Raw genomic sequence first — 19,822 nt, forward strand, 5'->3', positions numbered from 1 at the left:
AAGCCCGGTGGCGCAGCGCCACCGGGCATTATCACAACTCAGTCCTCAAAGAACCAGTACCCGCTGTTGACCAGCGCGGCCAGCATCGCGAGGAAGGATGGGTCTTCCAGCGCGTCGCCAAAGGTTTCTGCAGTCAGTATCATATGGCTGGCAATGGCTTCCAGTGCCGGGCGGTGCGGGGAGTCGAGCTTCTCACCGTTGACGAAGACCTCTTCACCAATGCGCAGCACGCGTAATCCGCCCAGACGAACCAGCTTGTCACCCTGCTGCAGCGCATCATAGATCTCATCTGCCTGATACGGCGGCTCCGGCGGTGCAACGTCCAGCTCGTGACGTGACTGGCTAATAAATTCGCCAAACCACTGCCTGAAATGTTCCGGCTGGTTGATCAGATCCAGCATCATGCCGCGCAGCTTATCCAGCTCTTCTGGCACGATGTCTGCCGGATGCTCGCGCGCAGGCACATCCGGATCGCTGTAGCGATAGCTTCCCAGCTCGCGCTGCAGGACATAGTCGGCAAAGCCGCTGATCATTTCGCGGCCGCTTGGCGCACGGAACCCGACAGAGTAGTTCAGCGAGTTCTCCAGGGAGTAACCTTCGTGAGGGAATCCTGGCGGAATGTAGAGAATATCGCCTGGCTCCAGCTCTTCGTCGATAATGCCTTCGAACGGATCCACCTGAAGCAGATCCGGGTGCGGGCAGTGCTGCTTCATCGGCACTTTTTCGCCCACGCGCCAGCGGCGGCGGCCCGTGCCCTGAATGATAAACACGTCGTACTGGTCCAGATGCGGACCCACGCCGCCGCCAGGTACGGAAAAGGAGATCATCAGATCGTCCATTCGCCAGTCGGGCAGGGCGCGGAACGGGCGCATTAGCGCGGCAGTCGGCTCGTGCCAGTGGTTAACCGCCTGCACCAGCAGCGACCAGTTGCTTTCGCCGAGATGATCGTAGCTTTCGAAAGGACCGTGGCTGACCTGCCATTTCCCGTCCTGGTGGCTGACCAGACGGCTGTCGACTTCGTTTTCCATGGCCAGACCGGCCAGCTCGTCAGGTGAGATAGGGTCGACAAAGTTGCTGAACCCGCGTTTCAGAACCACCGGGCGCTTTTGCCAGTAACGTTCAATAAACTCGGGCCAGTTAAGTGTTAAGTGATAATCCATATTTTTTTATCCGCAGGCTCTTACTGACTCGGATTATAACGGAAGCTCAGCCCCCCGGCTGCGAGATCCTCGCATTTTTCACATAACGGGTTAACTATCGTCCGATGTGGGCTGCTGACGACCAAAAATCACTTCCATTCTGGCCCCGCCGAGCAAGCTTTCGCTGGTTTCGATTTTTCCGTCATACTGGTCGACAATCTCGCGGGCGACGGCTAAACCCACGCCCTGACCGGGGCGCAGCGTATCCGCTCGCTGACCGCGATCGAACACCACATCACGTTTATTAAGCGGGATCCCGGGGCCATCATCCTCAACGATAATGTGTAACTCGTTATCCGTCTGGCGCGCCGATACTTCAACAAACTCCAGGCAGTATTTACAGGCGTTATCCAGCAGGTTGCCCATCACTTCCATAAAGTCATTTTTTTCGCCAACAAAGCTAATTTCAGGCGAAATATCGAGGCTGATGTTGACCCCTTTACGCTGATACACCTTGTTAAGTGCGGACGTGAGATTATCCAGCAGCGGGGCCACCGGGTGCAGTTCGCGGCTCAGGAGCGCGCTGCCGGAACGCATGCTGGCGCGGTGCAGATAGTAGCCAATTTGCTGCGAGATTCGGCTGATTTGTTCCAGCATCACCGGCTCGGCATCGTCGACGCTCAGCCTTGAGCTGCGCATGGAACGCAGGGTGCTTTGCATTACGGCCAGCGGCGTTTTCAGGCTGTGGGTGAGGTCGGTCAGGGTCGTACGGTACTTATCATAGCGTTCACGCTCGCTTTTCAGCAGGCGATTGAGGTTACGCACCAGACTGGTCAGCTCACGGGTGGTTTCCGGATTGAGCTTTTCACGATGATGTTCCTCAAGCTCGCGCACCTCTCGCGCCAGGGACTCAATAGGGCGCAAGCTCCACCACGCCGCCACCCAAAGCAGCGGGATCACCAGCAGCAGGTTTGCTGCCAGAACATAAACGAACCAGCCCCAGACCTTATAGGAACGTTTTAGCTCAACCGGAATGGTGTCGATCACCACAATAGTTAACTGCGGCATGTTCATGGTCGCCGGGTAGATATTGATCGCCACCGAGTGCGTCATTTCCGTCTCGGCATCGTCAGCCCGGATTTCATTGAGCTTTTGCTGCATCGAGCGATCTTCGCGAATCAGCGTGCTGGTGGTATTGAGATCGGCTTCTATCTCATGAAACCCGTTGGTTTTGAGCCACTCCGGACGAATGCTTTTCGCCAGCCACGGAATATCGCGTTGCGCCCAAAGCAACTTTCCCTTTTCATTGTAAATCAAGGCTAAAGTAGGACTCTGTTGATCCAGGTTCTCTGGCATTTCAACGGTGATGTGGTTGTCTTCCCATGTGGCCAGGGTATAAAACAGATTACTTTCGCCGCGTAACAGTCGAAAGGTCGTTTTATCGAAGCTGACGCTGTAGCCCACCAGGGCGACCAGACCGTAGGAGAGCGACAGCACCAGCACCACCGCGGCCGTTGCCAGTAAAAAACGAACCCGCAGCGAGAGGGGCAGAATGTGGCGCAAAATCCGTCTCATTTAGCGTAATTCGAACAGGTAGCCCTGGCCGCGGACGGTCGTAATCACGTCCTGCGGATACTGCGCCTGAATTTTCTTACGCAAACGGCCCATCAGCACGTCTATGGTGTGACTCTCGCGCAGCTCAGCGTCAGGGTAGAGTTGGAGCATCAAGGAGTCTTTGCTCACTACTTTTCCGCTGTTACGGATCAGCGTTTCCATAATGGTGTATTCGAACGCGGTGAGCTTGATCACTTCATCGTTAATCGACAGCTCGCGACGGGAGAGATCCACCTGGAAAGGCGGAATGGAGATAACCTGTGAAGCCAGCCCGCTGTTGCGGCGTAACAGCGCCTGCATGCGCGCCGCCACTTCTTCAATGTGAAACGGTTTGGTGACGTAATCATCCGCACCGGCGCTGAGCACTTCAACTTTGTCCTGCCAGCCTTCGCGGGCGGTGAGAACCAGAACCGGCAGGGAAACGTCATGGCTGCGCCAGCGACGAATTAACGACAGGCCGTCTTCATCAGGCAGGCCTAAATCGACAATGGCGATGTCCGGCAGGTGTTCATTGAGATAATAATCGGCTTCTTTTGCATCTTCAGCATCATCCACCTGATGTCCCATCTCCTGAAGCTGAACCTTCAGGTGGTGGCGTAGCAATGCGTTATCCTCAACAACCAGTACGCGCATCATCTTTTCTCCCAGAATAAATAGTATGAATAGTTTAACGCTGATTATGTTGCTGTGGGGATAAACATTCAGTAAACCGGGGAAAAGCAACCCCCTTTCCGGGCGGAAAGGGGGGGAAGGAACGTTACTTCAGCTCATCAACCATAGTGATGGCGCGGCCAATGTAATTCGCCGGAGTCATGGCCTTCAGGCGGGTTTTCTCTTCTTCCGGCAGTGCCAGACCGTCGATAAACTGTTTCATGCCTTCGGCATCGACGCGTTTACCGCGTGTCAGCTCTTTCAGCTTCTCGTACGGTTTTTCGATACCGTAGCGGCGCATCACGGTCTGAATCGGCTCTGCCAATACTTCCCAGTTGTGATCCAGCTCGTCCAGAAGACGGTCACGGTTCACTTCGAGCTTGCTCACGCCCTTCAGGGTGGACTGATACGCGATCAGCGCGTAGCCAATGCCCACGCCCAGGTTACGCAGCACGGTGGAATCGGTCAGGTCGCGCTGCCAGCGGGAAACCGGCAGCTTGCTCGCCATATGCTGCAGCACGGCATTCGCCAGGCCCAGGTTGCCTTCGGAGTTTTCGAAGTCGATTGGGTTCACTTTGTGCGGCATGGTGGAGGAGCCAATTTCCCCGGCGATGGTCTTCTGCTTGAAGTGGTTCAGCGCGATGTAGCCCCACACGTCGCGATCGAAGTCGATCAGGATGGTGTTGAAGCGCGCGATGCAGTCAAACAGCTCTGCAATGTAGTCGTGCGGCTCAATCTGGGTGGTGTACGGGTTCCACTGGATCCCCAGAGAGGTCACGAACTCTTCGCTGAACTGATGCCAGTCCACTTCCGGGTAAGCGGCAATGTGGGCATTGTAGTTACCGACCGCGCCGTTAATTTTACCCAGAATTTCAACCTGCTCCAGCTGACGGTATTGGCGCTCCATACGGTACGCCACGTTCGCCATCTCTTTACCCATCGTGGATGGGGTGGCTGGCTGGCCGTGAGTACGGGAAAGCAGCGGAATGTGACGGTATTCCACGGACAGCGCTTTCACCGCGTCGATGATTTTACGCCAGTAAGGCAGCACCACTTCTTTACGCGCGGTGGAGAGCATCAGCGCGTGAGACAGGTTATTGATATCTTCGGACGTACAGGCGAAGTGAATGAACTCGGATACCGCATGCAGGGCCGGGACGCTTTCCACTTTCTCTTTCAGGAAATACTCAACCGCTTTCACGTCGTGGTTGGTGGTGCGTTCAATGGTCTTAATGCGCGCGGCATCTTCTTCGCTAAACTCAGCAACGATTTTATCAAGGTAATCGTTTGCCTTTTCGTCAAAAGCAGGAACTTCCTTGATTGCTGCCTGGGCGGCCAGCTTCTGCAGCCAGCGTACTTCAACCTGAACACGGAACTTCAGCAAACCATATTCGCTGAAGATCCCGCGCAGCGCGCTGACTTTATCGCCGTAGCGTCCATCGACAGGGGATACGGCGGTCAGTGAGGATAATTCCATAATTCGCAACTCCGGGAGGTTAACAATGAGCAAGAATTTGTTTTGCCTGAGTAGTCAGGCGATTACGAGAAAACATTAACTGCAGGCGGCCACCGCCAACCTGATGCCACAGCACGGCGGCGCGGATCCCAGCCAGCAGGGAAGCGCGGACCTTCGCCTGCACCTGCGGGCTTTGCAGTACGGCAGGGGAGCCGGTGACCTGAATGCGCGGGCCCAGCGGGCTGATGACGTCAACGTAAATGCCCGCCATGGCGCTCAGCAGCGTTTCAGACTGCAGGTCAAAATGGTCGAGCTGACGCTGTAGGCCGGCGATGCGATCGCCCAGGGTATTGAGCGCGCCTTTTGCCGCGCTCAGCTTACGCTCAAGCACCATCAGGCTTAAGGTGTAGCGGGTCAGTTCCGCGTTTAACCCCTGACGGCTACTGGCGTTAAGCACGCCAAGCAGGGTTTCAAGACCGAGACGAAGATTGGTTTCGCTGCCGCCGAACACGCCCAGGGTTGAACCGGGGTTGAGGTCGATAACGCTGTTGAGCGAAACGTGCAGGGCATCAGCGTCACAGTGACCCTGATGCGCCAGCTGTTGCACCAGACGAGCAGACTGGCAAATTCCTGCCAGCGCCAGGGTGATGTCATAATAATTCTTCGCCACACGGTCTCCTTTATGTGTGCAATCGGTTAAACAGCGGGCAGCGGCAGGCGCTGTTCAATGATCCCGCCGCCCAGGCAGATTTCGCCGCTGTAGAAGACAGCAGACTGGCCCGGGGTAACGGCGGCGACCGGCTCGTCGAAACGGACGTCAATACGGTCGTCATCAAGCGCGGTGATGGTGCAAGGAATATCGGTCTGGCGGTAGCGCGTTTTCACCGTGCAGCGCAGCGTGCCTTTCAGGGGCTCGCGATCGACCCAGTGCAACTGCTGTGCGATAAGGCCAACGGACATCAGACGCGGGTGGTCGTGACCCTGAGCCACCACCAGAATATTGTTTTCGACGTCTTTATCGACCACGTACCACGGATCTTCGCTGCCTTCTTTCGTCCCACCAATACCCAGGCCTTTACGCTGGCCTAAGGTGTGGTACATCAGCCCCTGATGCTGACCAATCTCGTCGCCATCAACGGTGACAATTTTACCTGGCTGTGCAGGCAGGTAGCGGCCCAGGAAATCACGGAATTTGCGTTCGCCGATAAAGCAGATACCGGTGGAGTCTTTTTTCTTCGCGGTGATCAGGTCCAGCTCTTCGGCAATTTTACGCACTTCCGGCTTTTCCAGTTCGCCGACCGGGAACAGGCTTTGCGCAATCTGTTCGTGGCTCAGCGTATAAAGGAAGTAGCTCTGGTCTTTATTGCCGTCGAGGCCGCGCAGCAGCTGGCTTTTGCCATTCACGTCCGCACGACGCACGTAGTGACCGGTCGCAATGTAGTCAGCGCCCAGATCTTCCGCGGCGAATTCCAGGAAGGCCTTAAATTTGATCTCTTTGTTGCACAGAATATCCGGGTTCGGGGTACGGCCCGCTTTGTACTCTTCCAGGAACAGTTCAAAGACGTTGTCCCAGTATTCTGCGGCAAAGTTAACGGTGTGCAGTTCAATGCCGAGCTTGTCGCATACGGCCTGCGCGTCGGCGAGATCCGCTGCGGCAGTGCAGTATTCCTCGCCATCGTCTTCCTCCCAGTTCTTCATGAACAGGCCCTCCACCTTATAGCCCTGTTGCTGCAACAGGTAGGCGGAAACGGAGGAATCGACACCGCCGGACATGCCGACGATCACTTTTTTCTGGCTGTTATCTGACATGGAATACTCACGACATTGAACTTCAAGGCGGCGTATTCTATCACGCCCCCCCACCGTTGACACCCTCTGTAAACGGCCAGTTAAATTCTCCGATGACACCCAGCGGCAGGCGTGCGCCTGACTGCCAGCAGCGGATGCTTTCCGCAACCAGCGGCGAGCGCAGGTTTGGCGCGTTCAGGATCTCCTCGGCGGTGACCCACAGGCAGCGATCGATATCGTCATCATGCGGTTCTGTGGCGCACGTTTCGCTAAGCTCAACGGCGAATAAAAAGCGCAGGAATGGGGTGCTGTCGGGCGCAATCCACTGGTGCATGCGAATGAAGTGCTGGGGCTCAGCGCGAATGCCGGTCTCTTCCCAGAGCTCGCGCTTCGCGGCCTGCAGCAACGTTTCATTGGCTTCAAGATGCCCGGCAGGCTGATTCCACAGCGCCCTGCCGTTGATGCTCTCTTCCACAACGAGGAATTTTCCCTGCGCGTGCACCACGCAGGCGACCGTAACATGAGGTTTAAACATCGTTTCTCCTTAAGGGGCAGCGTCGCGCCATTCGCCGTTTGCCAGCGTATCCAGCGTGTAGCTGCCCATGGCGTAGCGAATCAGACGTAGGGTAGGGAAGCCGACGTGCGCGGTCATTCGCCTCACCTGGCGGTTGCGGCCTTCATACAGGGTGATTTTGAGCCAGCTTGTCGGGATGGATTTGCGCTCGCGAATGGGCGGGTTACGCGGCCACAGCCACTCCGGCTCATTCACGCGTTCAACACCGGCGGGCAGGGTGGGACCGTCGTTCAGCGTCACCCCGCTGCGCAGTTTCGCCAGCGTCTCTTCGTCCGGCTCGCCTTCAACCTGCACAAAGTAAATTTTGCCGGTGCGTTTGCCCGGTTGTGTAAGCTTTGCCTGTAGGGCGCCGTCGTTGGTTAGGACCAAAAGTCCTTCGCTGTCCCGGTCCAGGCGACCGGCGGCGTAGACGCCCTGAACAGGGATGTAATCCTTGAGCGTGCTGCGTCCGGCCTCATCGGTAAACTGCGGCAAAACATCGTAGGGTTTATTGAACAGAATAACCCGCTTTGGCTGGGTTTCTTGCGGTCGTCTGGCGGCTTGTCGCGAGCTGAATCGCTCAACCCGGTGTTTTGTAAAAGAAGTTTTCTTCATGGTATTTTCAGGCGTTATCAATTGCCGCATTATAGCCTAATAACGAAGACCTTTCATGGCGCAGGACAATCAGGTACTATCGAAGGGCTCATTACAATTTATTAACATAAGATCAGTAACAACCAGAAGCGCTCGAAGGAGAGGTTAATGGAAAGCAAAGTAGTTGTTCCGGCGGAAGGTAAAAAGATCACCCTGCAAAACGGCAAGATTAACGTTCCTCACAATCCGATTATTCCGTTCATCGAAGGCGACGGTATCGGTGTAGACGTTACCCCGGCAATGCTGAAAGTGGTTGATGCCGCTGTTGAGAAAGCCTACAAAGGCGAGCGTAAAATTTCCTGGATGGAAATTTACACCGGTGAGAAATCAACGCAAGTTTATGGCCAGGACGTCTGGCTGCCAGCAGAAACGCTGGACCTGATCCGCGACTACCGCGTTGCTATTAAAGGCCCACTGACCACTCCGGTCGGCGGCGGCATCCGTTCCCTGAACGTGGCGCTGCGTCAGGAACTGGACCTGTACGTGTGTCTGCGTCCGGTTCGTTACTATCAGGGCACCCCAAGCCCGGTTAAGCACCCTGAACTGACCGACATGGTTATCTTCCGCGAAAACTCAGAAGACATCTACGCGGGCATCGAGTGGAAAGCGGACTCTGCTGATGCAGAAAAAGTGATTAAATTCCTGCGCGAAGAGATGGGCGTGAAGAAAATTCGCTTCCCTGAGCACTGCGGTATCGGCATTAAGCCGTGCTCTGAAGAAGGCACCAAGCGCCTGGTGCGTGCGGCCATCGAATACGCGATCACCAACGACCGTGATTCTGTGACCCTGGTTCACAAGGGCAACATCATGAAGTTCACCGAAGGCGCGTTCAAAGACTGGGGCTACCAGCTGGCGACCGAAGAGTTCGGCGGTGAGCTGATCGACGGCGGCCCGTGGCAGAAGATCAAGAACCCGAACACCGGCAAAGAGATCATCATTAAAGATGTGATCGCCGATGCGTTCCTGCAGCAGATCCTGCTGCGTCCTGCTGAATACGATGTGATCGCCTGTATGAACCTGAACGGTGACTACATTTCTGACGCCCTGGCGGCACAGGTTGGCGGTATCGGTATCGCCCCTGGCGCGAACATCGGCGACGAGTGCGCCCTGTTCGAAGCAACCCACGGTACTGCACCAAAATACGCAGGCCAGGACAAAGTGAACCCAGGCTCTATCATCCTCTCCGCAGAGATGATGCTGCGTCATATGGAATGGTTCGAAGCCGCAGACCTGATCGTCAAAGGTATGGAAGGCGCGATCAACGCGAAAACCGTAACGTACGATTTCGAACGTCTGATGGAAGGCGCTAAGCTGCTGAAATGCTCAGAGTTTGGCGACGCGATTATCGCGAACATGTAATCCAGATTCTGGGTTAAACGAGAGCGGGGGCCTGAGGGTTCCCGTTTTTTTTGCTTCTGCCTGCAGGAAATAACACGATGCTCGCTACTGTTCTTATCGCTGTCGTTGCATTCATCCATATCTACATTCTTGTGCTGGAAATGTTCCTGTGGAACACCAGAACGGGGCACAAGGCCTTTAATCTGCGTCCCGATTTTGCGCGCGACACCCGCGTGCTGGCCGCGAATCAGGGGCTGTATAATGGTTTTCTGGCTGCGGGTCTGCTCTGGAGCCTCTGGCTTGGTGAAAAGGGTATATCTTTGGCCATCTTCTTCCTGACCTGCGTGTTGATTGCCGGACTCTTTGGCGCAGCGACCGCCAGCCGAAAGATACTGTACGTTCAGGCCATACCTGCTCTTGCAGCCCTGCTTGCCCTGCTTATCTGACGCAACGCGTTGGTTAACCGTACGTCGTCGGATATACTTGTGGCTTCACCCTCAAAGGTTAACGCTGTTATGAATAACGAAATCCCACTGAAGTATTATGACATCGTCGAAGAGTACGCGACGGAAGCCACAAAGCCCGTGAGTGAGTCAGAGCAGGATTCGCTGGCGCATTATTTCCAGCTGCTTCTCACGCGTTTGTCGAATAATGAGGAGATCGATGAGGAAGCTCAGCAGGAGATGGCGCGTGAAGCCGGGGTTCGTGCCGATCGTATTGATGATATTGCGAACTTTCTCAATCAGTGGGGAAACGAGTAACCTACCGCGCGATCCCAGCGAGTCGCTTCGCAAGCTCGCTTCGGGTGACGGATTTTGAGAAATACCATCCCTGAATCAGCGCCTCGGGGTATCTTTCAGCAATAAAGCGATACTGTATTTCGCTCTCTACGCCTTCGAAAACAAGCGTTTTATTCAGTTTTGCGAGGGCGTCGCTAAAGATGACAAAAATGTTCTGCTTGTAATGTTCACTGATGCCATCGACCAGCGACTTGTCGATTTTGATCTCATCATATTCAAGCAGCGAAAGCCTTGCCAGGTTTGAGTTTTGCACCCCGAAGTCATCAATGGATATTCTCACGCCAAGGTTTTTTAAATCCTTGCAGAAATCTTCCAGAATATTCCCAGTTGAAATGGCTTTTTCAGAAAGCTCGATTTTGATCAGAGAGAGCGGAATGTTATTAGCTAAACAGCTACGGCGCAAAATGCTGATAAACTGTCCGTCTTCAATTTCCGTTCGGCCAACATTGAGCGAAACAACCAGATGATATTTAATAATAAGTGGCGCGATATCCGAAAGGGATTTTTGGAGAATATTAATATAGTAATTTTTATACAGGCCAATTTTTTTGATTAATGGAATAAACAGTTCCGGGGAGACGTCACCGTATCTTGCGTCACGCCATCTCGACAAGACCTCCACACCTACAATTTTTTTATCCTCAATCCGAACAATGGGCTGGTAATGAACGCCGATGGTATTAGTGATAACAGCTTTGACCAGCGTCCGCTCCAGGGAGAACCGGTCCTCGTTGAGTCGAAAGAAAAAGAGCGTTATCGCAATCCAGATAAAACATAAAATGACCGCGAGAACGATAAATACAACGGGAGATAACGAGGCCAGTCCCGCGTTGTGATGCTTAACAATGACGCACAAATCCCACGTGGTGCTGCACCGGGTGAGGGTCAGGGTAAACAAGGAGGAATTCAGTTCGCTCTGCTGGTTTAATTCAGGCGTAGCCGAAAAAAACGTTCTGCTTAAGTCCCTGGTGGTGGTGCTCAGAGAATAGCTCTCCGTAACCGGGGTGAATTTATCGTAAGCATAGCGGGAGGTGAAGATAATGTGATTATTATAGATGGCCGCATTGCCGGTAAAAAAATCCTTTCTCGAAAATTGCGCGAGGAGAAATCCTCTGGGCGTTTCATGGAGCTCTTCAGGAAGCGGGACAGGATTAACGAGTTTACCCCAAAAAGCGGTACAGACTATTTTTCCCTTTTCAATAAAACCGACGTCAGCGACATAGCGGCTTTCGAGCTTGACCTGCCGGTAGCGATCGAGGCTGTCTCTGTCGCATCCCTGTGTGGTCAGGTTTTTGAGCGTCTGCGCCATGCTCTGGGTCAGACTTTCTGAATGCTGTAAAAGGGTTCGGGAAATCTCAAGCTGTTTGCTTTTCTGCTGGCTCCCGATAACTGCATTAACCGCAAAAAGAGACAGGAAGACCAGAAACGCTGAAACGATAGTAACGGCAATGATCTTTTTCATTTTCCAGATACCCTGTCCGCTCCCTCATCTCTCAAATCTTATCACAGGCAGTGCAAGCTACAAGCCTGATAATAACGGCAGCCGTTATGCTTAAGTGCAATTTGTTTTCCTCTTAACCTGAGCTTTGTTACAGTGACAAGAGTTGTCAGCCAGGGATGCCAGGCGTGATAAGGTGGAAAAGCTCGTGCATGTGAAAAATACTTTTTACACAACAACCATTACCGTCATCATTGTCTCATTGATTGTTTCATTGTCGCTTGCCGTCCAGATTGCCACGTCCCGACAGCAGTCAATCCAGCAAATCAATACCAGCGTTGCCAACCTGAGCCATACCCTTAACGTCTACACGGAAGGGATCATTCGCCAAAGTGAAATGTTGATTACCACCGTTTCCGACACAATCGAAATTTATGGTATGACCCCGCAACAGGCGATCAATATTCAGCGAATGATAAGCAATCAGGATAATCTTCTTACTCAGATTAATAATGTGGTTGTCTATGATGCGCATGGGGATATCTTCACTGCATTGCACAAAAATTTTGCGGGCCCCCATAATGGCGCGGACAGGGCATTTTTTGTTTATCACAAGGAAAATAAAAGTCAGCAGATTTATATTGGTGAGCCGGTGATAAGCAGAACCAATGGTAAATGGGTTATTACTCTTAGCCGACGCCTTGAAACCCACACCGGTGCATTTAACGGTGTTGTGGTGGTGACGCTGGGTATCGAAAATTTTCTGGCGCTTTATGGACAAATTAATATTGGTCACGCGGGCGTTATTGGTTTAACGACGCAAGCAGGCGTTTTACTGATTCGTTATCCCTTTAAAAATAACTATATCGGTACGATTTTTTCTGACTCACCTCTCTTCAGAAAATACCTCAAGGTACAAAATACAGGGATAGCCAGCTCTGTCTCCAGGTTTGATAAAATCGAACGCATTTATGCCTATGAGAAAAACAGGCGCTACGGACTGGTTACGACGGTAGCGGTAAGCATTGATGAAGCCCTTTCACCGTGGCGCAAGCAGGCGATTCAGCTTGCCGCACTTATTTTGGTGTTTACCGCGACGCTCATCGTGGCGTCCTGTTTCCTCTATTCCGACTTATCCAGAAAAGCACGGGATAACAAAGCGCTAAAGATTATTGCCTCGGAGGATGCGCTGACAGGGCTTTATAACAGGCGCATCTTTGATGAAAAAATCGTCTCGGAAATTGCGGCGTGTGCGGCAAAGGACGCGCCGGTTTCGCTGCTCCTTGTGGATGTGGACTACTTCAAAAAGTACAACGATAACTACGGTCATCCGGAAGGGGACAGATGCCTGGCGTTGCTGGGAAACTGCCTGAGGGAAAGTCTCACCCGCGACAACCAGATTGTGGCGCGCTATGGAGGGGAGGAGTTTGCGCTGATTTTGCCTGAAACGGATATCCAGGAGGCGCTCCGCCTTGCGCAGACGATTATTTGCTATGTTTTCTCTCAGCAAATTGAACACGCATTTAGCCCCTTCGGGCGGGTCACGGTAAGCGTAGGGGTCTCCAGTGCGCGTGCTGTCAACATCGCGGGTAGCCAGCAGAATATTATTAATGCTGCCGACCAGGCGCTCTATCAGGCAAAACGCGGCGGGCGCAACCGGCACGCTTTCGTTGGGGCTTGATCAAAAAAAAGCCCACTCATGAGTGGGCAAGAAATACTGGAAGCAATGTGAGCAATGTCGTACTGAATACCTGAGTGTTTTTCTCAACTATTCAGTGTTGAGAAAGATAATCTTTCTCAATAAAAGATGCAACCCCACAGTTCTTGTGGAAGGGCATGTTGATGAAGAAATGCGCAGACTCTCTCTGTGAGGCTTATCACAAATTTCCTTTCTCAGATCCTGTGCTATCCTTTTTGTGTCGTTGATTTAATGACAAAAACCATACAGAGAGGAAAGTTATGGGTATTTTATCCTGGATTATCTTTGGGCTTATTGCGGGTATTCTGGCGAAGTGGATCATGCCGGGCAAAGATGGCGGTGGGTTTATCGTCACCATAATACTGGGTATTGTCGGCGCGGTAGTCGGCGGTTGGATCAGTACGCTGTTCGGTTTTGGTAAAGTCGATGGCTTTAACTTCGGCAGTTTCGCGGTCGCGGTGATCGGCGCGCTGGTTGTGCTGTTTATCTACAGAAAGATCAAAAGCTAATACTGAAGCGTTAAAAAGGCTGCCATATGGCGGCCTTTTTACGTAACGGGTTTACCACCAGCCAAACTGCGTGCCGGCAAACGCCACGACGGCAACGATCAACATAATGAGGGTGGTTTTTCTCATTTATGCCCCCGGAGCAGCGTAACCACCGACAAAAAACCACGCCAGAAATACCACCGCCGTTATAAAAATAACGACCGGGAAGAGGATCCCTATTCTCATATCATCACCTGTTTCGGTTTTTATAACGCCGTAGAGTGTACGGGGTTAATCCATCGCGAGAAAGCCTGTTTTGCTTTTTCCTTTCTTATCCTGATACATCGCGATATCCGCGGCACGTAACGCACTGTCCGGATCGGTTACGCCGGGATCCACTTCGATAACGCCGAGGCTGGCGCCAGGATAAATGATGCTGATGCTACCCAGCCAGTATTCCCCCGCAATTCGGGCGCTGAGGCGCGTTCTGAGAAGGTGGATTTGCTCCTCATTCTCGACGTTGCTCAGAGTGGCCACCAGAAACTCATCGCCGCCCAGCCGGCCGATGATATCGTCCTGCTGTTTTTCTGCGGTCAAACGCTTGCCCACTTCAATCAGGAACTGGTCGCCTGCTTCATGCCCGTATCGATCGTTAATCAGTTTAAAATCATCCAGATCGATAAAGGCAATGATGGCGTTACGTTTCAGATGCCGCGCCAGCGAAAACAGGGTGGTCAGATCCTCAAAAATGGCGCGACGGTTGGGTAACCCTGTAAGGGCATCTGTGTAGGAGTGGGCGATAAGCGCCGCGTTGGCTTCACGGAGCTGGGTCACCAGAGACTCTTTCTGAATGTACTGACTAATTAACCCGGCGAAGAGTTTTAACATCTGCTCGCCGCGCGCGCTGAGCGGTTTTTTTGCCGTGCTGGTGGCGCAGAGCGTACCGTAAAGCGAGCCATCGGCAAGATGAACGGGGATGCTCATGTAAGTGGTAATGCCGAGTGCTTTCGCCGCTTCACACTCCGGCCAACGCTCGGGGACATCGTTACTGAATAATGTGTCGCTATCCAGCGCGCGCTTACACAGCGTTTCATCCCATGGCACGCTTAACCCTTCCGGGATAGTCATCTGCTTGCTGTTTCGGGCATAGAGGATGTGCTGCAGCCGGGCTGTTATATCCACCTTCGTCAGATACGTCGACTCCATGTCGGTGACGATTTCCAGCATCTCCAGCAGCTGACGAACGAGGCTTTCAAGGGATTGCTCGGTGGCAAGGGTTTCTGAAACGCGAGCGAGGATAAGATCCGACATGACGTAGAATGACTCCCAGGCAGAAGACGTCTGCATCTGCATGTTATGCTGAATTTTTAGGCTTCCGGCATAGTAAAACATGAATATAGAAAATTTAATATATGGAGAGGTAGGCAGCAGGCGGGAAAAAAAGCCCCGTTGTTGAGAACGGGGCAAAGACATCTTGATTACGGAATGATGTTCTCTGGTCAAAGTGAGAACATGCCAGACTGTAGCGTTGAAAAGTGCAGTTAGAATGGAGAAATCATGGAGAAAGCGGCGACAAGCCGTTACCCTTAGCCAATGATGATGTCAAAAGGATCAACAAGATGAGATTTCTGCTACTGGCGCTGGCGCTTCCCCTGGTTGCCTGCACCGCAAAAACAACCCCACCCGATGCCCCGAAACCGCCGCACGCCGTGGGCATGGCGAACCCGGCTTCCGTTTACTGCCTGGAAAAGGGCGGGGAACAGGTCCCAATTCAAAGCCCGCAGGGGGTCCGCACCGAGTGCAAGCTGCCCGGTGGCGAAGTGATCGACGAATGGACGCTCTATCGTCGCGATCATCCGCAACCTGCCAGGTGACAGAGGGACAGTAGCTGCGATACACTTCTCTTTAGGATTATTCTTAGCCAATTTCTGGCTACCGTTACCGCGAGAGAAGTATGTTTCAGCTTAAACCGGGCAGCGTGGCGATGATCGTCGGTGCCCGCACGGCGTCAGGCCGTCGCAATATTGGTAAATCTGTGGAGCTATTTGGTCTTTGCCAACCCGGCCAGCGTTTCGTTAACCCGGTCAACGGCGTGATGACGCAGTTACCCGCAAGCGCGGACCGCGCGCTCTGGCTGGTGACGGGAGACGTCTACGCCTTTGACAATCAGCACGGCTTTGCGTTTGTTCGCGCCGAACACCTGATGCCGCTCACCCCGGACGAAGCTCCGCAAATTCAGGATGAGCTGACGGTCGGCTGATCACAGATGGCGCAGCCAGTCGGCTAAGACCAGAGCGTGATTCTGCTTCGTGTCCTTCGCGCCGTAGAGCAGGGTTACGGTCTGCTTTTTCGCCAGCGCCGCCAGACGCTCTCCTTCGTCCTTATGCTGCGCCAGCTCTTCCTTGTAGGCTTTAGTGAAGGCCGCGAAATCAATCGCTTCGCTATGAAAGTCCTTGCGTAACGCGCTGGATGGTGTGAGCGTTTTACACCATTCGTCATACGCGAGGTCCGTTTTTTTCACCCCACGGGGCCAGAGCCTGTCCACCAGAACCCGATAGCCATCGTCCGGGCCTGCCTGTTCATAGACGCGTTTGCACTGAATCATAATTCCACCCTCCCAATTTAAGGTATTGTGATAATTGCAGAAGATCGGTAGTCTGAGGTTCCTTATGTTATCTGATAATACTCTGGCATAAGGAACCTTTCATGGAACACCTCCCGGTTAAAACGACGCTGCGCATTGCGCTGGTTGGCGATTACAATCCTGATGTTATTGCACACAAGGCGATCCCGCTGGCCATTGACGACGCCGCCGCGGTCCTTGACCTCACCGCCGATTACGACTGGCTTGCCACCACGGAATTAACCAGTTCTGAGGATCTGGTGGGCTACGATGCCATCTGGCTGGTTCCCGCAAGCCCCTATAAAAATACCGAGGCGGCCTTTATTGCCGCACGCTACGCGCGTGAAAACAGCATTCCGTTCCTGGGCACCTGCGGTGGGTTCCAGCATGCGTTAATTGAGTATGCCCGTAACGTGCTGGGCTGGAGCGACGCGGCACATGCTGAGACGGATACCGAAGGCACGATGGTGATTGCGCCGCTGACCTGCTCGCTGGTGGAAAAAACCGATGCCATTGAGCTGCGCAATAATACGTTGATCGCGAAGGCCTACGGAAAGCCGGAAATCGTAGAGGGTTATCACTGTAACTATGGCGTATCGGCGGCGTTTGCTCAGGAACTGGAGAGCGGTGATATGCGCGTGACGGGCTGGGACGAGCAGGGGGAAATTCGCGCTGCGGAGCTGGTGACCCATCCGTTCTTTGTGATCACCTTATTCCAGCACGAGCGTGCTGCGCTGGAAGGGCGTCCGGTGGTGCTGGTGCAGGCAATGCTGCGCGCGGCGCGCGGGTAAAAAAGGCAGACCCGATGGTCTGCCACCGTGTTTATCGGGGCGCGATTTCCCGGTCGCGCCCGGCAAGTACGCCGCAGATGGCCATGACGACAGCGGCCAGCGCGCAGGCGAGAAGCGGGATCCGCCAGTCTCCAGCCGAATCGTGAATTTTACCCATCAGCGGCGGACCGCAGGCGGCGAGCAGATAACCAATAGACTGTGCCATACCGGACAACGCTGCCGCCTGGTGTGCGGAGCTGGCGCGCAGGCCGATGAACGTCAGGCCGAGGATCATCGTTGCCCCGGTACCAAAGCCAAACACCAGCGTCCACATCACCGCCATCTCAGGCATAAACCACAAACCCGCCGCGCTAACCGCGCACATCAGCCCAACCGCTCCGGCGATGGTTCGCTGATCCTTCAGGCGCTGGAGGACGAGCGGAACGGCAAGCCCCGGCACGGCTGTGGCAAGCTGTAAAAGGCCGTGCACCGAGCCGGCCTGCGCTTCGCTGAAGCCGTGGCTGAGCAGTATCGCCGGCAGCCAGCCGATGATGACATAATAAATCAGCGAGTTAATCCCCAGAAAGAGCGTCACCTGCCAGGCGAGTGCCGAGCGCCAGATCGCGCGGTTATGCAGCGCGCCTGCGCCCGTTACGGTTGCGACGTGTTTTTGACGCCACTGCGGTAGCCAGAGCAGCAGTGCGACCAGCGGAAACGCCATCAGCATCAGCAGCGCGCCGTGCCAGCCCGCATTACCCTGCGCCAGGGGAACAATCAGCGCCGAGCCAAACGCGGCAGAGACACCCATCGTCAGGGAATAGGCGCCGGTGAGTTTTGCCACCTGACCCGGAAAGTCACGCTTAATTAAGCCGGGCAACAGCACATTCCCCAGCGCGATCCCGCAACCAATCACCGCCGTTCCGATGAAAAGCAGGGTAGCGGAAGGCAGGGAGCGAACCGCAATCCCGATGCAAATCAGCATCAGGGCGATAAACAGGCTGCGCTCCATGCCGATACGCCGGGCAACGCCCGCCGCGAGCGGGGAGACAAGAGCAAAGGCCAGCAGGGGCAGGGTGGTCAGCAGACCGGTTTGCGCCGTGCTTAAGCAATAATCAAGGCGAATAGTATCGAGCAGCGGCGCTGCGCCGGTAAAGGTGACGCGAAGCGTGGTGGCAATCATCAGGATGCCTGCAATTAACAGCGCGCCCTGTTTTCCTGAGGTGCGAAGAGCAGTAGTCATTGTGTTCTCATACGTTCAAGCGAGCGCACACAATACCGATTTTCTCCGCGGTTGAAATCAGGCTAAAATGACAGTTTATCGCTAATATCGGACAACCTGATGATTGGTCTGGGACTGGACGGCTACGATCCTGATAGCCAGCACGATGCGGCCGTTGCGTTTCGCATCCGCGTGGTGACGGAAGAACAATATATTCCGCAGCATCAACACCGTAAGGGGCAGCTGATTCTGGCCCTTGGCGGCGCGATCACCTGCGAAGTGGAAAATGCGATGCTGATGGTACCGCCCCAGTATGCCGTCTGGATCCCAGGCCAAATGCCGCACAGCAACAGGGCCACGCCGGGGGCGCAGCTCTGCTTTTTGTTTATTGAGCCTGGTGCCGCCAGCCTGCCCGACCGCTGCTGCACCCTGAAAATCTCTCCCCTGGTGCGGGAGCTGATTTTATCTCTGGCGGAGAAATCACGTGAACAGCTGCATCTTGCGGCCACATCGCGTCTGGTGGACGTCCTGTTTGACGAGCTGCCGCTCCAGCGCCAGGAGCATCTGCAGCTGCCCGTCTCTCCCCATCCTAAAATCCGGCTGATGAGCGAGAAGATGGCGGAAGAGCCCGCCGCCTGGCAGACGCTGGCGCAGTGGGCGAGCCATTTCGCGATGAGTGAACGCAACCTGGCGCGGCTGGTGGTCAAAGAGACCGGTTTAAGCTTTCGCCGCTGGCGTCACCAGCTTCAGCTGATCGTGGCGTTACAGCATTTGATTAGCGGGAAATCGGTGCAGCAGGTGGCACAGTCTCTGGGCTATGACTCTACCACCGCGTTTATCACCATGTTCAAAAAGGGGCTGGGCCAGACGCCGGCGCGTTACATGGCCAGCCTGACTATGACTTCCCGATAAACAGGGACACCAGCCCTGCCGCAATCAGCGGGCCTACCGGCACGCCGCGGAAGAGCGCCACGCCGAGTACCGTGCCCACCAGCAGGCCCGCCACCAGCGAGGGCTGGCTGCTCATCAGCGTAACGCCGCGTCCGCCCAGCCACGAAACAAAAATCCCCACCGCGATCGCCACCAGTGATTTCCAGTTCACAAACGAGTGCAGCAGCGTTGAGGCGGGAAGGGTGCCGCTGGCGATGGGAGCCATCACCCCGATGGTTAAAATGATGATCCCGATGGTGAGGCCTTGTTTTTCTATCCACGGGAAAAAGGTATTTAACGGAGTCACGCGCACAATAATCAGCACCAGAATCGAGATGGCGACGGTGGTGTTATGGCTGATAAAGCCGAGCGCGGCGAGCGCCAGAAGAATGAGCAGAGTAGGGTCAAACATGGAGGATCCTTGCCAGAATAATTATCCTGCTTACTTTACGCGCAAACGCGGCGGAGGACAGCGTTTAAAAGATTTTATCGCTGTCATTACCCTGTCATTTACGCGGATTAAAACGAAGGCAGGTATCGCAAAGGGATCGCCATCATGAACGATCATATGTTTGTTGAAACGCTCATTATCTCCTCATCGTTTTTCGCTATTGCCGTGATTCTCGTCGCCTCCGTGCTGTTTCTGGAAAGAAGAGGCTAGC

The 19,822-nt window shown here is 54.2% G+C and carries 24 protein-coding genes; 10 read left to right on the plus strand and 14 right to left on the minus strand.

Features of this window, described 5'->3' with window-relative positions:
- Positions 1–38: 38 nt before the first annotated feature.
- From ACMGGH_RS14085 to rluE, 8 genes are all read right to left on the minus strand, one after another.
- A complete protein-coding gene (locus ACMGGH_RS14085; protein WP_232948096.1) occupies positions 39–1,160 on the minus strand; it encodes a cupin domain-containing protein in 1,122 nt (373 codons plus the stop codon).
- 90 nt (positions 1,161–1,250) lie between these two features.
- Positions 1,251–2,714: a two-component system sensor histidine kinase PhoQ gene (gene phoQ / locus ACMGGH_RS14090; RefSeq protein ID WP_045630113.1), complete on the minus strand. Its 1,464-nt coding sequence runs from the start codon at positions 2,712–2,714 to the stop codon at positions 1,251–1,253.
- Positions 2,715–3,386: a two-component system response regulator PhoP gene (gene phoP, locus ACMGGH_RS14095; protein ID WP_025911763.1), complete on the minus strand. Its 672-nt coding sequence runs from the start codon at positions 3,384–3,386 to the stop codon at positions 2,715–2,717. It abuts the gene before it with no gap.
- Positions 3,387–3,510: 124 nt separating this feature from the next.
- Positions 3,511–4,881, minus strand: a complete 1,371-nt coding sequence (gene purB, locus ACMGGH_RS14100; protein ID WP_232948097.1) for an adenylosuccinate lyase — start codon at positions 4,879–4,881, stop codon at positions 3,511–3,513.
- Between the two features lie 19 nt (positions 4,882–4,900).
- A complete protein-coding gene (gene hflD, locus ACMGGH_RS14105) occupies positions 4,901–5,530 on the minus strand; it encodes a high frequency lysogenization protein HflD (RefSeq protein WP_013097081.1) in 630 nt (209 codons plus the stop codon).
- A 26-nt stretch (positions 5,531–5,556) separates the two neighbouring features.
- Entirely contained in the window at positions 5,557–6,669 is a 1,113-nt protein-coding gene (gene mnmA / locus ACMGGH_RS14110) for a tRNA 2-thiouridine(34) synthase MnmA (protein WP_028012751.1), read from the minus strand.
- 40 nt (positions 6,670–6,709) lie between these two features.
- A complete protein-coding gene (locus ACMGGH_RS14115; protein WP_028012752.1) occupies positions 6,710–7,183 on the minus strand; it encodes an NUDIX hydrolase in 474 nt (157 codons plus the stop codon).
- Between the two features lie 9 nt (positions 7,184–7,192).
- Positions 7,193–7,846: a 23S rRNA pseudouridine(2457) synthase RluE gene (gene rluE / locus ACMGGH_RS14120; RefSeq protein ID WP_045630114.1), complete on the minus strand. Its 654-nt coding sequence runs from the start codon at positions 7,844–7,846 to the stop codon at positions 7,193–7,195.
- Positions 7,847–7,963: 117 nt separating this feature from the next.
- Here rluE and icd point away from each other — a divergent pair, with 117 nt between their 5' ends.
- The 3 genes from icd to ACMGGH_RS14135 all read left to right on the plus strand — a co-directional run bounded on the left by icd (position 7,964) and on the right by ACMGGH_RS14135 (position 9,954).
- Positions 7,964–9,214 carry an NADP-dependent isocitrate dehydrogenase gene (gene icd / locus ACMGGH_RS14125; RefSeq protein ID WP_003857898.1) on the plus strand — a complete coding sequence of 417 codons (1,251 nt, stop codon included), beginning with the start codon at positions 7,964–7,966 and terminating at the stop codon, positions 9,212–9,214.
- Positions 9,215–9,291: 77 nt separating this feature from the next.
- Positions 9,292–9,639 (plus strand): DUF1304 domain-containing protein, encoded by a 348-nt coding sequence (locus tag ACMGGH_RS14130; RefSeq protein WP_059356893.1) that lies wholly within the window; start codon positions 9,292–9,294, stop codon positions 9,637–9,639.
- A gap of 69 nt (positions 9,640–9,708) precedes the next feature.
- Positions 9,709–9,954 (plus strand): DUF2543 family protein, encoded by a 246-nt coding sequence (locus ACMGGH_RS14135; RefSeq protein WP_045261617.1) that lies wholly within the window; start codon positions 9,709–9,711, stop codon positions 9,952–9,954.
- A gap of 1 nt (position 9,955) precedes the next feature.
- On the opposite strand, the gene ACMGGH_RS14140 is transcribed toward ACMGGH_RS14135, so the two are convergent.
- Complete coding sequence (locus ACMGGH_RS14140; RefSeq protein WP_028012756.1) at positions 9,956–11,455, minus strand: EAL domain-containing protein; 1,500 nt, start codon at positions 11,453–11,455, stop codon at positions 9,956–9,958.
- A gap of 172 nt (positions 11,456–11,627) precedes the next feature.
- Between ACMGGH_RS14140 and ACMGGH_RS14145 the strand changes: the two genes are divergently transcribed.
- Positions 11,628–13,112, plus strand: coding sequence for a sensor domain-containing diguanylate cyclase (locus ACMGGH_RS14145; RefSeq protein WP_232948098.1), 1,485 nt, complete (start codon positions 11,628–11,630; stop codon positions 13,110–13,112).
- Positions 13,113–13,390: 278 nt separating this feature from the next.
- Positions 13,391–13,639 carry a GlsB/YeaQ/YmgE family stress response membrane protein gene (locus ACMGGH_RS14150; protein WP_028012758.1) on the plus strand — a complete coding sequence of 83 codons (249 nt, stop codon included), beginning with the start codon at positions 13,391–13,393 and terminating at the stop codon, positions 13,637–13,639.
- Between the two features lie 126 nt (positions 13,640–13,765).
- Here ACMGGH_RS14150 and ACMGGH_RS14155 read toward each other — a convergent pair whose 3' ends face one another.
- Together ACMGGH_RS14155 and ACMGGH_RS14160 are read right to left on the minus strand one after the other, a co-directional pair.
- Positions 13,766–13,864 carry a YoaK family small membrane protein gene (locus ACMGGH_RS14155; protein WP_014883431.1) on the minus strand — a complete coding sequence of 33 codons (99 nt, stop codon included), beginning with the start codon at positions 13,862–13,864 and terminating at the stop codon, positions 13,766–13,768.
- Positions 13,865–13,909: 45 nt separating this feature from the next.
- Entirely contained in the window at positions 13,910–14,929 is a 1,020-nt protein-coding gene (locus ACMGGH_RS14160; protein ID WP_045630223.1) for a sensor domain-containing diguanylate cyclase, read from the minus strand.
- Positions 14,930–15,237: 308 nt separating this feature from the next.
- Here ACMGGH_RS14160 and ACMGGH_RS14165 point away from each other — a divergent pair, with 308 nt between their 5' ends.
- Together ACMGGH_RS14165 and ACMGGH_RS14170 are read left to right on the plus strand one after the other, a co-directional pair.
- Positions 15,238–15,492, plus strand: a complete 255-nt coding sequence (locus tag ACMGGH_RS14165) for a DUF333 domain-containing protein (protein WP_045261615.1) — start codon at positions 15,238–15,240, stop codon at positions 15,490–15,492.
- Between the two features lie 80 nt (positions 15,493–15,572).
- Positions 15,573–15,878: a hypothetical protein gene (locus ACMGGH_RS14170; RefSeq protein WP_028012761.1), complete on the plus strand. Its 306-nt coding sequence runs from the start codon at positions 15,573–15,575 to the stop codon at positions 15,876–15,878.
- Here ACMGGH_RS14170 and ACMGGH_RS14175 read toward each other — a convergent pair whose 3' ends face one another.
- Positions 15,879–16,223: a DUF488 domain-containing protein gene (locus ACMGGH_RS14175; RefSeq protein WP_049136794.1), complete on the minus strand. Its 345-nt coding sequence runs from the start codon at positions 16,221–16,223 to the stop codon at positions 15,879–15,881.
- Positions 16,224–16,324: 101 nt separating this feature from the next.
- Between ACMGGH_RS14175 and ACMGGH_RS14180 the strand changes: the two genes are divergently transcribed.
- Positions 16,325–17,032 carry a CTP synthase gene (locus ACMGGH_RS14180; protein ID WP_028012763.1) on the plus strand — a complete coding sequence of 236 codons (708 nt, stop codon included), beginning with the start codon at positions 16,325–16,327 and terminating at the stop codon, positions 17,030–17,032.
- A gap of 31 nt (positions 17,033–17,063) precedes the next feature.
- On the opposite strand, the gene ACMGGH_RS14185 is transcribed toward ACMGGH_RS14180, so the two are convergent.
- Positions 17,064–18,251 carry a CynX/NimT family MFS transporter gene (locus ACMGGH_RS14185; RefSeq protein WP_192985964.1) on the minus strand — a complete coding sequence of 396 codons (1,188 nt, stop codon included), beginning with the start codon at positions 18,249–18,251 and terminating at the stop codon, positions 17,064–17,066.
- Positions 18,252–18,350: 99 nt separating this feature from the next.
- Here ACMGGH_RS14185 and ACMGGH_RS14190 point away from each other — a divergent pair, with 99 nt between their 5' ends.
- Entirely contained in the window at positions 18,351–19,142 is a 792-nt protein-coding gene (locus ACMGGH_RS14190) for an AraC family transcriptional regulator (RefSeq protein WP_041910482.1), read from the plus strand.
- Here the strand turns inward: ACMGGH_RS14190 and ACMGGH_RS14195 are convergent.
- Positions 19,126–19,572, minus strand: a complete 447-nt coding sequence (locus tag ACMGGH_RS14195; protein ID WP_008500737.1) for a DUF441 domain-containing protein — start codon at positions 19,570–19,572, stop codon at positions 19,126–19,128. The genes ACMGGH_RS14190 and ACMGGH_RS14195 overlap by 17 nt on opposite strands.
- A gap of 144 nt (positions 19,573–19,716) precedes the next feature.
- Here ACMGGH_RS14195 and yoaI point away from each other — a divergent pair, with 144 nt between their 5' ends.
- Entirely contained in the window at positions 19,717–19,821 is a 105-nt protein-coding gene (gene yoaI, locus ACMGGH_RS14200; protein ID WP_088205013.1) for a small membrane protein YoaI, read from the plus strand.
- Position 19,822 lies beyond the last annotated feature (1 nt).

It is taken from the genome of Enterobacter sp. BNK-16 (genome assembly GCF_048684955.1).
Taxonomy (GTDB): domain Bacteria; phylum Pseudomonadota; class Gammaproteobacteria; order Enterobacterales; family Enterobacteriaceae; genus Enterobacter; species Enterobacter bugandensis.

Excerpts from the sequence above, each read along its gene's own strand:
- ACMGGH_RS14195 (WP_008500737.1), bottom strand. The coding sequence starts at position 19,572 with ATGTTTGACCCTACTCTGCTCATTCTTCTGGCGCTCGCCGCGCTCGGC.
- phoP (WP_025911763.1), bottom strand. The coding sequence starts at position 3,386 with ATGCGCGTACTGGTTGTTGAGGATAACGCATTGCTACGCCACCACCTG.
- phoQ (WP_045630113.1), bottom strand. The coding sequence starts at position 2,714 with ATGAGACGGATTTTGCGCCACATTCTGCCCCTCTCGCTGCGGGTTCGT.
- ACMGGH_RS14175 (WP_049136794.1), bottom strand. The coding sequence starts at position 16,223 with ATGATTCAGTGCAAACGCGTCTATGAACAGGCAGGCCCGGACGATGGC.
- mnmA (WP_028012751.1), bottom strand. The coding sequence starts at position 6,669 with ATGTCAGATAACAGCCAGAAAAAAGTGATCGTCGGCATGTCCGGCGGT.
- ACMGGH_RS14160 (WP_045630223.1), bottom strand. The coding sequence starts at position 14,929 with ATGTCGGATCTTATCCTCGCTCGCGTTTCAGAAACCCTTGCCACCGAG.
- ACMGGH_RS14185 (WP_192985964.1), bottom strand. The coding sequence starts at position 18,251 with ATGACTACTGCTCTTCGCACCTCAGGAAAACAGGGCGCGCTGTTAATT.
- ACMGGH_RS14165 (WP_045261615.1), top strand. The coding sequence starts at position 15,238 with ATGAGATTTCTGCTACTGGCGCTGGCGCTTCCCCTGGTTGCCTGCACC.
- purB (WP_232948097.1), bottom strand. The coding sequence starts at position 4,881 with ATGGAATTATCCTCACTGACCGCCGTATCCCCTGTCGATGGACGCTAC.
- ACMGGH_RS14130 (WP_059356893.1), top strand. The coding sequence starts at position 9,292 with ATGCTCGCTACTGTTCTTATCGCTGTCGTTGCATTCATCCATATCTAC.
- ACMGGH_RS14155 (WP_014883431.1), bottom strand. The coding sequence starts at position 13,864 with ATGAGAATAGGGATCCTCTTCCCGGTCGTTATTTTTATAACGGCGGTG.
- ACMGGH_RS14180 (WP_028012763.1), top strand. The coding sequence starts at position 16,325 with ATGGAACACCTCCCGGTTAAAACGACGCTGCGCATTGCGCTGGTTGGC.
- yoaI (WP_088205013.1), top strand. The coding sequence starts at position 19,717 with ATGAACGATCATATGTTTGTTGAAACGCTCATTATCTCCTCATCGTTT.
- ACMGGH_RS14150 (WP_028012758.1), top strand. The coding sequence starts at position 13,391 with ATGGGTATTTTATCCTGGATTATCTTTGGGCTTATTGCGGGTATTCTG.
- ACMGGH_RS14170 (WP_028012761.1), top strand. The coding sequence starts at position 15,573 with ATGTTTCAGCTTAAACCGGGCAGCGTGGCGATGATCGTCGGTGCCCGC.
- icd (WP_003857898.1), top strand. The coding sequence starts at position 7,964 with ATGGAAAGCAAAGTAGTTGTTCCGGCGGAAGGTAAAAAGATCACCCTG.
- rluE (WP_045630114.1), bottom strand. The coding sequence starts at position 7,846 with ATGCGGCAATTGATAACGCCTGAAAATACCATGAAGAAAACTTCTTTT.
- ACMGGH_RS14135 (WP_045261617.1), top strand. The coding sequence starts at position 9,709 with ATGAATAACGAAATCCCACTGAAGTATTATGACATCGTCGAAGAGTAC.
- ACMGGH_RS14085 (WP_232948096.1), bottom strand. The coding sequence starts at position 1,160 with ATGGATTATCACTTAACACTTAACTGGCCCGAGTTTATTGAACGTTAC.
- ACMGGH_RS14140 (WP_028012756.1), bottom strand. The coding sequence starts at position 11,455 with ATGAAAAAGATCATTGCCGTTACTATCGTTTCAGCGTTTCTGGTCTTC.
- ACMGGH_RS14115 (WP_028012752.1), bottom strand. The coding sequence starts at position 7,183 with ATGTTTAAACCTCATGTTACGGTCGCCTGCGTGGTGCACGCGCAGGGA.
- ACMGGH_RS14190 (WP_041910482.1), top strand. The coding sequence starts at position 18,351 with ATGATTGGTCTGGGACTGGACGGCTACGATCCTGATAGCCAGCACGAT.